Below are 14175 nucleotides of genomic sequence, written 5' to 3'. Positions count from 1 at the left end.
GCTGTCCTCGCGAATCACTGACACTCTGTTAACCCCCCTCTCACACAAGATCTCGCCCCGGGGTCCGGCGCCGCGCCGCGCGCGTCCGCTATGCGCACCGGGCGGAGCCCGCCCGCCCGCGGGCAGGCGCTCGCTGACGCTGAATTGCGCACCGCCACGGGCGTCTCCCGCGCGCCGCGGCGCACCAGATGGTTCACCGGGATCGGGTGTTCATGTCGCTCGAGTCGCTCAAGTCGCGCTCAAGTCACACATCTTGCAATTCAAGCACCACCTGCGCGTCGAGCTCGCCGGTGACAACGACACCGTGTTCCTGAGCGGCGGAGCGCGAGCGCTCCATGCTCCGCGGCCGCCACGCTTCGGGCCGGTGCGGCTCCACGACGCGCCGGTCCGCCTCGGGTGGCTCGACCGGGCGAACCGGGAAGGGGACCTGAGCCCGGTGCCCCTCTGCGTCCAGGCCGCGCTCGGCCGAGGAGACCTCCCATGCGCGACGGCTATCGCATCCTCGACGCGGATCGTCATGTGACCGAGCCGCTCGATCTGTGGCAGACCCACCTCGAGCCGGAGCTCCGCGATCACGCGCCATACCTCGCGTACGTCGGCGAGGGCGAGCCCCTGGCCGACCGGGTAGCGTATCCCGGACCGGAGGGCCTGCTCGCGCTCCCTCCGCAGCCGATGGTGGACGGGCGGCCGATCCATCGCCCGATGAGCGCGCGGACGTGGCGCGCGGTCGCCTCGGCCAGCCGCCGGCGCGCAGGGCAGCTCGCGCGGCTCGGCCGCCTGGAGCTGCCCCAGACGCACATCGAGGACATGGACCGCGAGGGCATCGACGTGGCCTTCCTGTACCCGACCCTCGCGCTGATGCTCCTCGGCATGTCCCCGCTGGAGCCGGCGCTCGCGGGCGCCTTCGCGAGGGCGTACAATACCTGGCTGCGCGGCTTCTGCGATCACGAGCCCCGGCGCCTCCGGGGCGTCGCGCTGATGAGCCCCCACGATCCCGCGCAGATGGTGCCCGAGCTCGCGCGGGCGGCGGCGCTCGGGTTCCGCGCCGTCGTGCTCCGGCCGAACCCCGTCGCGGGCCGGACGCTGGGCGACCCCGCCTACGAGGCGTTCTGGGCCGAGTGCGAGCGGCGCTCCATCGCGGTCGCCGTCCACGAGGGCGCGCACGCCTGCCTGCCGGCGGCCGGCGCCGATCGCTTCCACAGCCGCTTCGCCCTGCACGCGTGCTCGCACCCGATGGAGCAGATGATGGCGCTGCTCGCGCTGATCGAGGGCGGCGTGCTCGAGCGCCACCCCCGCCTGCGGGTGGCCTTCCTCGAGGCCGGCTGCGGGTGGCTGCCCTACTGGCTCTATCGCCTCGACGAGATCGAGTTCCGCGGCCTGGCCGAGGAGGTCGCGCCGCACGTCCGCCGCGAGCCGTCCGCATATTTCCGCCGCCAGTGCTTCGTCGAGATCGAGCCGGACGAGCCGCTCCTGGAGCAGGCGATCCCGTGGCTCGGGGAGGGCAGCGCGATCTTCGGGACGGACTTCCCCCATATCGACCACGACGCGGGCATGGCGGAGCGCGCGCTCGCGCTCCGCGGCAGGCTCCCCGGCGATGCGCTCCGCAAGCTCCTGTGGGACAACGCCGCCCGCTTCTACGGGCTCGAGGGATGACTCAACAGATGAGGACCGAGAGCTGCGCGTCGCTCGCGAGCTCGGCCAGCGCGACGGGGCGATCGACCAGCTCCGGCGCCGGCGGGACATGGAGCGTGATGACGCCCGCCGACAGATCCCAGCCCTTGCGCTGCTCGCAAAAGCGCCACCCGGCGCCGCTCGGCGCGCCCGGCTCCCGCGCCTCGCGGACGGTGAGCTCGATCCCCGGCGGCAGCGCGTAGCCGCAACAGGCCATCAAGAACTCCCGCGGATCCCGCTTCAGCCAAGCGAGCTGCGCCGGATCTTCCCAGCTGAGCGCGACGGCGCGCAGCCACGCCGACTCCAGCTCCTGGAGCACGTCCTCCGCCGCGCCTCGCTCGCCTCCGGCACGCGCCTCGGCGGGTGCGCCGTCGAGCTGCGCGGGAGTGCTCTCGGTCTTCGACGTCCCAGGCGGGTATTGGGAGGGCTGACGGGAAAACATGGCTATCTCCATGGCGGACGCTTCTGGCACGCATGGCACATGGAGCCGCCGCCCCGCGCCGTCGAGCCCCCTGCGCGGGATTCGAGGGCGCTCGAGAGGGCGCGGCGGCAGCTCAACCGTCGAGCTCCTGGTGCAGCGCTCGCGCCTCCGCGAACTCGGGCAGATCGGCGCACTCGGCGGGCCAGTTGCCGCTCTCCCGGAGCAGGGCGCGCGCCTCGTCGCGCCGGCCCTGCCGCGCGAGGAGCCGACAGAGCGAGAGCGTCGAGCGCAGCTCGATCGTCCGCGCGCCCTGCTCGCGCGCGATCGCGATCGATTGCCGCAGGCAGCGCTCGCTCTCCTGCTCCGCGCCTCCGCCCAAAGCGCGGAGCGACAGCGCCTTCAGGCGGTAAAGCTCCGGGACGTAGTAGACGTCGCCCAGCTCCGCGGCGAGCAGCAAGCAGCCCGCGAGCCGCTCGATCGCGGCCTCGTGCTGCCCGCGCTCGGCCTCGAGCTCCGCCACGAGGGAGAGCCAGTAGGGCAATCCCATCTTCTGGCCGGTGTGCCGGATCGCGTCGACGTCCTGCCTCAGCTTCTCGAGGTCGCGCTGCGCCCAGGAGTGCAGCGCCCAGCAGAGCTCCTTGAACCAGAGGTGATGGCTCCTCGTCAGCTGCATGAGGGCGTCGGTCAGCGCGGCGACCTTCTCCCGCTGGCGGCCGTAGTGATGGACGCCGGCCAGGTGGAGCAGCGCCATCCCGAGGGTGTTCGGGTGGTCGAGCTCGCGCGCCCACGCCACCGCCGCCTCCCCTTGCGCGAACGCCTGCGCCGGGCAGCCCATCAGGTAGAGCAGCAGCGCGAGCGTGTACTGGCCGCAGGCCTTCGGATCGAAGCCGTACAGGGAGACGTGCTCCCGATCCGCGGGATCGTAGAGCTCGACGCCGCGCGCGAGGTGCGGGCGAGCCTCCGCGAGCTTTCCTTCGAAGAACAAGCAGTTCCCCAGCACCACCATGGACGCGGCCCGCTGGCGGGTGTCCTGCGATCGCGTCGCCATCCCGAGGATCCGCTCCGTCAGCGCGCGCGCCTCGCCGCGATGGCTCCGGAAGTTGTGGTACCAGAACATCGCCCACAGCGTCGGCGCGGTCATGGGGCTGTCCCCGAACGCGTCGATCAGCTCCTCGCAGCGCTTCACCGCCGCCTCGAGCTCCCGGGGCATGTACCCGAGGCGGTCGAGGAGCGCCATGATCAGCAGGCTGTTCAGCCGCAGCTCGGCGAGCGCGCGCTCCCGGTCGTCGGCGATGGCCGGGAGCCAGCCGAGCGCCTGCGTCACGTGGCCGATGGCCTCGGTGTCGTCGGCGTTCGCCGGCCGCTTCAGCGCGCGCTCCGCCGCGATCTCCGCGTAGGCGATCGCTTGCTGCTTCTGCTCGGCGGCGGCGTGGTGGTGCGCGAGCAGATCGGGCCGCGCCGCGACGAGCTCGGGGAAGCGCTCCTCCATCGCCCGGGCCACGCAGGCGTGCAGCCTCCGCCGGCTCCGCTTCGAGAGCGACTCGTAGGCCGCGTCCCGGATGAGCACGTGCTTGAACAGGTACGTCGGGTTGTTCAGCCGGCGCTTCCTGTGGATGAGGTCCGCGGCCATCAGCCGATCGAGATCCTCCTGCACGAGCTCGCCGTCGAGCGTGGTCACGGCGCTCAGCACCTCCAGGCTGAACTCCCGCCCGAGCACCGCGGCGACGCGGGCGGTCTCCTTCGCCCTGCCGAGCCGGTCGAGGCGCGCCATCAAGAGGGCTCGCAGCGTCGAGGGGATCGCCAGCTTCGAGATCGGCTCGGAGAGCGTGTAGTGGTCCCCCTCGTCGACGAGGGCCCCGGACTCGAGCACCATCCGCGTCAGCTCCTCGACGAAGAGGGGGACGCCGTCGGTCCGGTCGACCACCTGCTCCAGCAGCGGCTCGGGCAGCGAGCGGCCGCCGGCGAGCCGCGCGACCATGTGCTCGACGTGCTCTCGATCGAGGCGGCCGAGCTGGATCTGGAGCATGCCCGACGTCGTCCAGGGCGGCGAGAACTCCGGCCGCGCGGTGAGCAGCATCATGAGCCGCGCCGAGGGCACATCGACGATCAGCATGCCGAGCCACTCCAGGCTCGTCGGATCGGCCCAATGCAGGTCCTCGACCATGAACAGGACGGGCCGCTCCTCGGCCATGTCGAAGAGCATGGTCACGAGCGCGTTGAGCGTCCTCTCCTTCTGCCGCGGCGGCGGGTCCTGAGGCGCGGCGTAGCGCGCGTCGAGGGGGATCGACAGGAGCGCCGCGAACAGCGGCACCGTCTCCGCCAGGTCGAAGCCGCGGCGGGACAGGAGCGCCTCGAGCCGGGCGAGCCGGCGCCCCGGCGCCTCGTCCCGGCCCGGGTCGATCAGCCGCTCGAGCAGCTCGATGAGGGGGTGGAGCGCGCTGTTGCGCCGGTCGGGGGTGCAGCGGCACTCCAGGCAGCTGTGGCCGTCGCCGTGGAGCCGCCGCGCGAGCTCCCACGTGAGGCGGGATTTGCCGATCCCGGGCCCGCCGGTGACGAGGATGCTCTGCCCGATGCCCTGCCGGACCTGGCTCCAGCGCTGGAGCAGGAGCTCGAGCTCCTGGCTCCGGCCGATCAGCGGCTCCGTGTCGCGGCCCGTGGTGTCCTGGTCCTGCGTCGGGCGAGGGATCTCCTGCCCCATGCGGTAGATGGCGATCGGCCGGTCGGCGCCCGAGAGGTCGCGCGACGCCATCGGCTCGAACGTGAACCGGCTCCGGAGCAGCCTGAAGGCGTCGCCGCTCACCGCGATCGTGCCCGCGGCCGCGAGCGCGCTCAGCCGGGCCGCGATCCTCGGCGTCGTCCCGAGGTGCTGCGTGTAGCGCTGCGGCTGGCCGGCGACCACGAGGCCGGTGTGGAGCCCGATCCGGACCTCGAGCGCGAGGCCCCGCGTCGCCGTGAGGCGCGCGCTGCGCGCGCGGACGTCCTCCGCGATCTCCAGCGCCGCGCGCGCGGCGCGTCGGGCGTCGTCCTCCTGCGCGGACGGATAGCCGAAATACAGCAGGATCTGATCGCCCAGCGCGCCGGCGAAGCGCCCGCGGTGGCGACGGGCGATCTCGTCGCAGACGTCCTGTTGCTCGCCGAGCAGATCGTCGATCTCCTCGACGTCGGTGTCCTTCAGGCCCGGGCCCGAGGTCGTGAAGGCGCAGCAGACCACGGTGAGGGGCCGCCGCTCGGCGTCGAGGCACCCGGCGCCGCCGGCGCGCTCCCCGTCCAGGGGAGAGGGCGTGTCCTCCAGCCGGGGCGTCGCCGGCGAGGGCAGCGTGTCGGCCGCCGCGCGGCCGCTGGGCGTCGACCGGCCGTCGCGCGGGGGCCGGTCGAGCGGCGTCGTCGCGCTGTCGCCGTAGCCCCACCGGGCCTCGTCCGGCGCGCCGGGGTCCGGCTCCGGCGCCGCCTCCAGCCCTCGCGCGCGCGCCACGAAATCCTCGCGGCTCAGCCCCTCCACGTCGCAGACCTCGAGCTCGCGCAGCAGGCCGGAGGCGGTGGCGACGCGCTCGGCCACGTTCTTCAGGGTCGCGCGCCTGAGCAGGGTGCCGAGCGGGTGCCCGAGGAGCGCCGCGGGGATCGGGATCGGCTCGGAGCTGGCCTGTCGGAACAGCACCTCTTGCATCGATCTGCCGGCGATCGCTGGCCGCCCGGTGAGGCACTCCAGGAAGACGAGCCCCCAGGCGTACAGGTCCGATCGCACGCTCACCGGCTGTCCGAGGAGCTGCTCCGGCGCCGCGTAGGCGGGCGTGCAGAGGATCTCGTTGCTCGGGGTGAGCTTCGCGTCGATGCCCTCCATGGCGCCGGCGATGAGCGCGCCGATGCCGAAGTCGAGCACCAGCGCGTTGCGCCGCGCGCCGGTGGAGACGATCATGATGTTGCTGGGCTTGAGGTCGCGGTGGACGACGCTCTGCCCGTGGGCGCAGCCGAGCGCGTCGAGGACCTGGAGCATCAGGTGCCGCGCCTCGGGCGGCTCGAGGGAGGTCTCCTCGGCCAGCACCTCTGCCAGGTTCTTGCCGGGCACGAACTCGAAGATGGTGTAGAGCGTGCCCTCGTCCGTCTGGCCGGCGTCGATGAGCCGGACGATGTTGGGGTGATGGAGCTGCGCGCAGAACCGCGTCTCCTGGTGGAAGCGGGCGCTGCGCCGGGCGACGTCGGCGGGCTTGCCGCCCCGGGCCGGTCGCATCACCTTGATGGCCACCATCTGCCCGGTGGCGAGCTGGCGCCCTTTGTAGACGTCGGCGAACCCGCTCTCCCGCAGCGCGGAGACGATCTCGTAGCGCTCCTGGAACACGGCGCCCGGGGCGAAGGCGGTCGGGGTCATCGCCGCTCCCTCCGCCGGGCGGCGCCGCGAGCCCGGCCGAGCGGGCGCGCCCCGGGAGGCGCGGAGCGCGGCGCCGAGCGGCTCGCCTGGTCGATGAGGCGCTGGCGCACGGCGGCCGTCGACCCCGTCGTTGCGGCTGTCCCACGGCCGACCTCGCTGTTCACGGTAGCTCATATAAGGTGTGGACCCGTGGACGTCCGTCGATGGCCGTCCGGTTCCGGCGCGCCTCCTGAACAAACTCTGCATCTCGCCCGCGCCCGTCCGGCGCTTCGGCGCGGAGATCGCGAGCGGCGGCAGGCGGAGAGGCGGACCGGAGCGCGCGCGCAGCGCCGCTCGCCCGGCGGCGGTGGAGCTCGTCCGGCGCTGTCCGAGGTCGCTAGAATGTTCTGCTGGAGCTATCGACTCCACCGCTTCGATCAGCAGCGAATTGACCCCTGACGCCGCCGGTGAGAGGGCGATGGCGCCGGCTCCGCCGGCGACCCGTCGCGAGGTGCGCCGCGAGCGCCCCGCGGCCGGTGAGCGACGGCGCGAGGTTCCTTGAAGGAGTGCGAGACATGCTGAGGCAACTGGCGACGAACATCGTTTTGCTCGCGTTCGCGGCGGCTCTTCCGATCGCGTGCTCGGGATCGGGCGACGGCCCTGGGGCCGCCGGCGGCAGCGCCGTCGCGAGCGGGAGCGGCGACGCGGCGGCGTCCGTCGGGCAGACCTCGGCCAGCAGCGGCGCGGGCGGGGACGGCGGCGCGGGAGGCGGCGCGGACGGGGGCGGCGGCGCGGGCACGGGCACGGGCGGCGCGGGCACGGGCACGGGCGGCGCGGGCACGGGCGGCGCGGGCACGGGCGGCGCGGGCACGGGCGGCGCGGGCGGGGGCGAGGGCGGCGCTGGGGCCGGCTGCGTGGGGATGGGCGGGATCACCTACACGCTCGCGATGGCCCCCGCGCCGACCGCAGAGCAGCAGTCCGCGTATGCCATGATCACGAGCGCCATGGATGAGGCGCTGTCGCACTACAACTGTTACACGAGCATCGAGAAGCGCCTGTCGGTGTCCTACGTGCCCTCGGTCGCGACGGCCGACGGCAACGTCAACGGATCCATCCGGTTCGGCGCGCTCAGCTCCATGAACTACATCACCGCCATGCACGAGATCTCCCACACCCTGGGGGTCGGCAGCTTCGAGTTCGGGGCGATGGTGAGGGACGGCGTCTTCACGGGCGAGGCGGCGACGAGCCAGCTCAGGGCGATCACGGGGAACGAGAGCGACGCCGTGCACGCGGACAACCAGCATTTCTGGCCGTACGGTCTCAATTACACGAGCGAGGTCGAGACGACGGACGATCTCGTGAACCATTGCAAGATGGTGATCGCCATCCGCGAGGACATCGGCTACTGAGGCCCCCCGCGCCGCGGTCCGCGCGGCGCGGGGGCGCCTCGGCGCGCTGCGGCGCGCCGGCGCCGATTCACCGGAGGTACGCGGCCAGCCCGAGCCCCTGATCGCGGATGGCGTCGGCGACCACCCTGGCGATCCGCTCCGCGCCGGAGCGCGAGAAGTGCGTGTGATCATCGCAGAAGAACTCGCCGACGGGCCCTCCGGTCGTCGCGCTCACGTCTCCCCCGGGGACCGGGCAGAAGCCGAGCTCGTTGTAGAGCGCGACGCTGTGCTCGTGGAGATCGATCACCGGCGCGCCGTGCTCTTTGCCCGCCTCGTGGGTCGCGGTCACGTACTCCCCGCGCGTCCCCCGGGCCGTGCTGCCGCTGCAGGCGATCGCGCTCACGGGCGTCACGAACACGGGCTGCGCGCCCCGCTCCTGCGCGGCGCGAGCCATCATCCCGTAGCTGCTCTTGAAGGCGTCGAGCCCCACGTGCCGATCGCACGTGCGCGATCCGTCGTTGATGCCGAACTGGATGAATAGATAGTCGCCCGCCTTCATGCCGCCGAGCATCTGAACCCACCTGTCCTGCAGCACGGGCTCGCCGCTCGCGTCGCGCTCGAGCGCGCACTCTCCCGTGCTGTCCATGGTGCTCTGCACGTGGTAGAGCCACGTGCGCACGCTGCGGCCGCCGACCGCGCTGTTCACCACGGTGACCCGCTCGTCGAAGAGCGCCGCGATCTGGCCGCCCCAGCCCGCCGGGCAAGGGGTTTGCCCGTTGGCGACCGTGGAGTCGCCCGCGATCCAGATCGTGACGTCCTGCAGCGGCTCCATCCCGCCGGACCCGGCGCCGCCGCCTCCGGGGGCGCCGCCCGAGCCCCCCGCGCCGTCGGGCGCGCCGCCGCCGGTGCCGGCGCCGCCAGCAGCGCCCGACGACGCCGCCGTGCTCCCGGCGCCCGCGCTCGCGCTGCTCGCTCCCGGCGGCGGGCCGCCGCCCGCTCCCCCCGTCCCCGCGCCGGTGTCGCCGCCGGAGCCCTCCGCATCCGTGCAACAGGCCAGGGCGAGCAGCGCGACCCCCGACGCGCGGGCCACCCGCCGACGGGCGGCATATCGTAAGTCCAAGTGCATGAACATGCCTTCCTCCTGCATCCCTGTGTCCGGGACGCCCTCCAATCAATCACGGATGGGCGCTTTTTCCTCGGACCTGCCCACCGAGGCGCGCTCCGGGGGCGTCGTTGCCGCATTTTTGAAGCAATATCGGAATCGAGCCCGTGCGAGCGCCGGCGCTCCGCGGCCGCCCCTCGCAACGGACGAACGGTTGCGCTGCGGGGAGAGACGAGGTGAAGAGACGTGAACAGACATCGCGAGCACAAGGGTTCGTTCCCGACGCACGGCGGTGTACGGACGTAAACGGACGTAAACGGACGTGAACGGATGAAGTCGTTGGCGCTCCGAACGGAAATCCACTCTTCGCCACGAGCCGTAGACGGCAGTATTATGCCGTTGACTGACGCGGAATTTGTCACGTAGCTTTACGAAGAGGTGACGCTGGCCGAAGGGGGGGCGTCGCACGGGACAGCAGGAATCACCCAAGCGCGCTCTCGTACGCCAGCGACGCAGCGGTACGAGGCTCCGCCGCGCGATAGCCAGAGGAGACGGTAGTTGTGCCCATGTCTCTACGAGCTCATCGCACACTCTCGCAAGGGCAAGACGAGAGCGACGTCTATCTCGTCTCACGACGAAGGTATCGAGTGCTCGTCGTCGACGACGACGAGCGGGCGCTGCGCAGCATCGCCGCGGTCCTGTCGGCGGACGTGGACGTCGTGACCTGCTCGTCGGCAGAGCACGCGCTGAAGCTGCTCGAGGCGAGGCGGTTCCACCTCGTCTGCTCCGACTTCTTGATGCCTGGAATGAAGGGAGACGAGCTGCTCCGGCGGGTGTCGGACATGTCCGTGTACACGAGCTGTCTCCTCGTCACCGGGGCCGACGAGTACATCCGCTCCATGAGCGGCAGCCACAACTATGTCATCCTGAAGCCGTTCGACCCGGACCGCCTCATCGGGATCGTGCTGCAGCTCTCGCGCCTCGCCGAGATGAAGCGGTCGGTCCACTCGATGACCGACTCCCTCGGATCGTCGGGCCTGACGGGGGCGGCCGCCGGGGGCGAGATGGTCTCCTGCGAGGCTCCCGACGCCGGCTCGCCGCCGGACTCCGCGCCCGCGCCCCCCACCTCGAGGCTCGGCGCCCGCGCGGCGGCCGGGTCCACGGCGCGCGGGCCGGAGCTCACGAGGGCCGACCCCGCGGCGCCCGGCGCCCCGGGGCGCTCTTGCCGATGAGGTCGCGCGCGGCGGCGCGGGCGAAGGGACGAGGAGCCGTATGATCAGCTGGGATCCCCTGGGCGCAGCAGAGCAGGCCGCGGTCGCGGACGAGATCCTGTCCGTGCTGCGCCACGACCTGCGCAACCGCTTCGCCATCGTCCGCAACGCGTCGTTCTACATCAAACGAAAGGTCGCGGGAGACGCGGCCTACTCGGCGGATCCGAGGATCGCGGAGTTCTTCGGGATCATCGACGAGGAGGTGATCGCGGCGAGCGCGCGGCTCGACGAGTCGGTCGACGCCGCGCGGCTCTTCACCCGCCGGAGCGCGCGCGTGAGCGCGGCCGATTGCGTGCGGCGCGCGGCGGCGTGCGCGCGCATCGGCGCGTCCGGGGCCCGCGTCGAGCTCTCGGCCGAGGACGGCGACGTCGAGGCGGACCCGATCGAGCTCGCGGTCGCGGTGAGGTGCCTGATCGAGAACGCCGTGGAGTCGACGCCAGAGGACGGCGTGGTCACGGTGCAGGGCGCCGCGAGCGGCGCGCGGTACCTGATCCAGGTCACGGACGCCGGGGGCTCCACCGGCGAGGTGGACGGCGAGGCGCTCCTGCGCCCGTTCTACACGACGAAGCCGGGTCACTTCGGCCTGGGGTTGAACATCGCGAGGCGGGTCGCCCGGCGCTACCGCGGCGCGCTCGCCCTCGAGCCGCGGTCGCGCGGCACGTCGGCGGTCATCGACCTGCCGCTCGCCGCCCCGCCGGACGCCGGCGGCGCCGGCCCGGAGCCGGCGCCGTGAGCGCGGTTCGACCGCCCCGAGGGCGCCCGAGGCGCCCGCCGGCAGCACGGAACCCGGCGGCGGCGACCGGGGCGCGGCGCGCGCGCCCCGGCAGCGCGCTGGGCCTGCTCCTGGCTGCGTCGACGGCGGCCGCGCCGCCGGAGCTGGAGCGGGCCGAGGCCGCGGGGGAGCCGGCGCGGCCCCCGGTCGAGGAGCTGTTCCTCGGCGAGGCGCCGTTCCCGCAGGAGGCGCTCGAGCTGCAGGTCACGAGCGCGCCGGCGTGGGAGCGCGACGGGCGCCGGGTCCGCTTCGGCGTCCCGCTGCTGCTGGAGCTCGGCATCACCGATCGCCTCCAGGTCGGGGCCGAGCTCCCCCTCGAGCTCGTGCGCCACGACCGGGGGGCGACGGCCGGGCTCGGCGCCGTCCGCGCGGAGGCGATGGTCAACCTCGTCGACGGCGGGGCGCTCGGGCTCGCGCTGTCGGCGGGGCTCGAGGCCGCGCTCCCCGCCGGCGCGCGCGAGCTCGGCCCGACGGGCTACGCGCTGGAGCCGTTCGTGAGCCTCGACAAGGCGATCGGCGGCGTCCACGTGGCCCTCTCCGCCTCGGCGGAGGTCCGGCTGCCGGCCGCGCGGCGCGACGCCGCGGAGCTCAGCCCCGGCGTCGCGCTGGCCGTGATCCTGCCGGTCGGCCCCGTGGCGCCGACCGTGGAGCTCGCCGCCGAGCTCGACGAGGCCGCGTCGCTCGCCCTCGCGTCCGGCGTGCTCTGGCACCCGGCGCCCGGCCTGGAGCTCGGCGCCGCGCTCGAGCTCGGGCTCGCCGGGGAGACGCCCGACGTCGGGCTCCTGCTCCTCGTCACGCGGGAGATCGAGCTCGCCGGCGGCGGCGATGAACCCCTGGAGCACGGAAGCAGGAGCCGCTCCCCATGAGCATTCGAGCCAGACTGGCCTCCATCTTCGGCGTCGCGCTGGCAGCGGTCCTCGTCGCCGGGGGAGCGTTCTACTTCACCATCGCGGAGATGCTGATCTTCCAGCGGCGGGCCGAGGCGTCCTACGAGGATCTGACGCTGCACGTCACCCTCGCGAGCGACGCCAGCCGCTATATGAACGAGGCGGCGAAGGCCGCGCTCCGCGGCGGCGTCACCGCGGAGCTCGCGGACGCGGCCGAGGCCGCGGCGCGCGACCTGGCCGCCATCGAGGCGCTCAAGCGGCGGATGATCGCCGACGAGGAGATCAGCGAGAGCGACGAGGAGTCGACGGAGGAGCTCGGCCACGTCCGCTTCATGCGAGAGAGCCTCGATCACATCGTCGCGAGCACGGCGGGGATCGCCCGCGTCGCGGGCGACCGCGCGGGCGAGCGGCACGCGATGTTCGTGCGGCTCTCCGACGACGAGTACAAGGAGCGGTTCCTCCCGCACATCAACGCGGCGGTCCACGACGCGGAGCGGGACATCGCCAGGATCCTCGCCGACGAGCAACGCCTCCGCGCGCGGGTGGCGGCGATCGGGGCGGCGGCGATCGGCGGAGCGCTGGTCATCCTGGTCGCGCTGCTCGGGAGGCTCCTCCGCGCGATGGATCGCGGCTTCCACGCGCTGATCGAAGGCTCCCGGCGGATCGCGCACGGCGATCTCGAGCTGCGCCTCCCCGAGCTCGATGAGCACGAGTTCGGGCGCCTGAGCGCCGCGTTCAACCACATGGCGCAGAGCCTCCAGGCCGCCCAGGAGGTCAGGCTGCGCATGGAGAAGCTCGCGGCGGTCGGGCAGCTCGCGGCGAGCGTCGGGCACGACCTCCGGAACCCGCTCGGCGCCGTCCGCAACGCGAGCCATTACCTCGGTAAGCGCCTCTCCGCGACGGAGCTCGGCAGAGAGCCCCGCATCGCGCAGTTCCTCTCGATCATCGACAAGGAGCTCGCGGCGTGCAGCCGGATCATCGGCAACCTGCTCGACTTCGCGCGCGAGCGGCGGCCGCTGCTCTCGGCGTGCGCGCTCGGCCCCCTCGTCGACGACGCCATCTCGGTCGTGGAGGTCCCGCCGCACGTGCGCGTCGAGAACGACGTACCCGCCGCGTTCCCCGTCGTGGAGCTCGACCGGGACCAGTTCCGTCAGGTGCTCGTGAACCTGATCCAGAACGCGGCCGAGGCGATCCCGGCCGGGCGCGAGGGGCGCGTGCGGGTCGCCGCGGCGTGGGGGAGCGACGGGCTGACGCTCTCGGTCGCGGACAACGGGACGGGCATCCCCGCGGACATGCTCGCGCACATCTTCGAGCCGCTCTTCAGCACCAAGCTGAAGGGGACCGGCCTCGGCCTGGCGATCAGCGCCGGGATCGCCCGCCGGCACGGCGGCACGCTCGAGGCGACGAGCGAGCCCGGCGGCGGCGCGACTTTCGTCGTCCGGGTGCCGGCGCGCGAGGCCGCGACGGCCGCGGAGCCCGTCGCTGCGCCCTCCGGGGCGCAGGGCACATGACAGGGGGGGGTCGAGCCATGCAGGGGTCCATGCAGCAGGTCAAACGCGTGCTCGTGGTCGACGACGAGGAGGGGATGCGCATGACGCTCGCCGCCAACCTCGAGCTCGAGGGGTACGAGGTGGTGGAGGCGAGGGACGGCGCCCACGCGCTCGAGCTCGCGGAGCAGCAGGCGTTCACGCTCGTGCTCAGCGACGTCCGCATGCCCGGGCTCAACGGCGTCGAGACGTTCCGGGAGCTCAAGCGGATCCAGCCGGAGCTCACCGTCGTGCTGATGACCGCGTTCGCGCTCGAGCAGCTCATCGAGGAGGCGATCGCCGAGGGCGTCTACACCGTCATCTACAAGCCGTTCTCGATGGATCACCTGGCGCGCGTCGTCGCTCGCGCGGTCGACGCGCCGGACGTCCTCGTGGTGGACGACATCCCGAAGGTCGCCGACTCGATCGTCGCGGTGCTCCGGGCGGCGGGGCTGTCGGCCCACGCCGTCCACGACGGGCGGACCGCGGTCCAGCACGTCCTCGAGCGGCGCGTCGACGTCTGCGTGCTCGATCTCGTCATGCCCGATCAGGACGGCGTCGCGACGTGCGCGCAGATGCGGGGGCTGAAGAAGCGCGTCACGGTGATCGCCATGACCGGCCACTCGGTCCCGGAGATGATCGGCGCGATCATGAGCCAGGGCGGGTACACGTGCCTGCGCAAGCCGTTCGACGCGCGCGAGCTCATCCACACCATCGCCCGCGCCCGGGGCGACGCGGCGCCCGGGTGAGCCGCCGCGGCGCCGGCTGCCGGCCGGCGAGCGGCTCGCCGAGGTG

11 protein-coding genes are annotated in these 14175 nt (G+C 73.1%); 8 read left to right on the top strand and 3 right to left on the bottom strand.

Translation table 11 applies throughout. The features are described from left to right. Positions 1–253: 253 nt before the first annotated feature. Both NQZ70_RS32810 and NQZ70_RS32805 read left to right on the top strand, forming a co-directional pair. Complete coding sequence (locus NQZ70_RS32810; RefSeq protein ID WP_129577751.1) at positions 254–523, top strand: hypothetical protein; 270 nt, start codon at positions 254–256, stop codon at positions 521–523. Next, positions 481–1653, top strand: a complete 1173-nt coding sequence (locus NQZ70_RS32805; protein ID WP_129577750.1) for an amidohydrolase family protein — start codon at positions 481–483, stop codon at positions 1651–1653. The genes NQZ70_RS32810 and NQZ70_RS32805 overlap by 43 nt, the downstream gene beginning before the upstream one ends. Before the next feature lies 1 nt (position 1654). Here NQZ70_RS32805 and NQZ70_RS32800 read toward each other — a convergent pair whose 3' ends face one another. Further along, positions 1655–2113 (bottom strand): BMA_0021/BMA_0022 family TOMM bacteriocin, encoded by a 459-nt coding sequence (locus tag NQZ70_RS32800; RefSeq protein ID WP_129577749.1) that lies wholly within the window; start codon positions 2111–2113, stop codon positions 1655–1657. Positions 2114–2225: 112 nt separating this feature from the next. After that, on the bottom strand, positions 2226–6455 hold the full coding sequence (locus NQZ70_RS32795; RefSeq protein WP_129577748.1) for a TOMM system kinase/cyclase fusion protein: 4230 nt from the start codon (positions 6453–6455) through the stop codon (positions 2226–2228). A 554-nt stretch (positions 6456–7009) separates the two neighbouring features. Between NQZ70_RS32795 and NQZ70_RS32790 the strand changes: the two genes are divergently transcribed. After that, on the top strand, positions 7010–7843 hold the full coding sequence (locus tag NQZ70_RS32790) for a hypothetical protein (RefSeq protein WP_272826130.1): 834 nt from the start codon (positions 7010–7012) through the stop codon (positions 7841–7843). Between the two features lie 67 nt (positions 7844–7910). On the opposite strand, the gene NQZ70_RS32785 is transcribed toward NQZ70_RS32790, so the two are convergent. Continuing rightward, positions 7911–8948, bottom strand: a complete 1038-nt coding sequence (locus tag NQZ70_RS32785) for a GDSL-type esterase/lipase family protein (protein WP_272826129.1) — start codon at positions 8946–8948, stop codon at positions 7911–7913. A gap of 623 nt (positions 8949–9571) precedes the next feature. Here NQZ70_RS32785 and NQZ70_RS32780 point away from each other — a divergent pair. Genes NQZ70_RS32780 through NQZ70_RS32760 form a run of 5 tightly spaced genes read left to right on the top strand, consistent with a single transcriptional unit; the run spans position 9572 to position 14129 of the window. Next, positions 9572–10156, top strand: a complete 585-nt coding sequence (locus NQZ70_RS32780) for a response regulator (protein ID WP_129577745.1) — start codon at positions 9572–9574, stop codon at positions 10154–10156. A 40-nt stretch (positions 10157–10196) separates the two neighbouring features. After that, positions 10197–10928, top strand: coding sequence for a sensor histidine kinase KdpD (locus tag NQZ70_RS32775; protein ID WP_129577744.1), 732 nt, complete (start codon positions 10197–10199; stop codon positions 10926–10928). Next, entirely contained in the window at positions 10925–11833 is a 909-nt protein-coding gene (locus tag NQZ70_RS32770) for a hypothetical protein (RefSeq protein WP_129577743.1), read from the top strand. The genes NQZ70_RS32775 and NQZ70_RS32770 overlap by 4 nt, the downstream gene beginning before the upstream one ends. Beyond that, positions 11830–13365, top strand: a complete 1536-nt coding sequence (locus tag NQZ70_RS32765) for a sensor histidine kinase (protein ID WP_129577742.1) — start codon at positions 11830–11832, stop codon at positions 13363–13365. Before NQZ70_RS32770 ends, NQZ70_RS32765 begins: the two co-directional genes overlap by 4 nt. A gap of 29 nt (positions 13366–13394) precedes the next feature. Further along, positions 13395–14129, top strand: a complete 735-nt coding sequence (locus tag NQZ70_RS32760) for a response regulator (RefSeq protein ID WP_129577741.1) — start codon at positions 13395–13397, stop codon at positions 14127–14129. Positions 14130–14175: the final 46 nt, after the last annotated feature.

The sequence above is a fragment of the Sorangium sp. So ce836 genome (genome assembly GCF_028553905.1).
GTDB lineage: Bacteria > Myxococcota_A > Polyangia > Polyangiales > Polyangiaceae > Sorangium > Sorangium cellulosum_D.
This window is presented reverse-complemented; position numbering and strand designations above follow the sequence as displayed.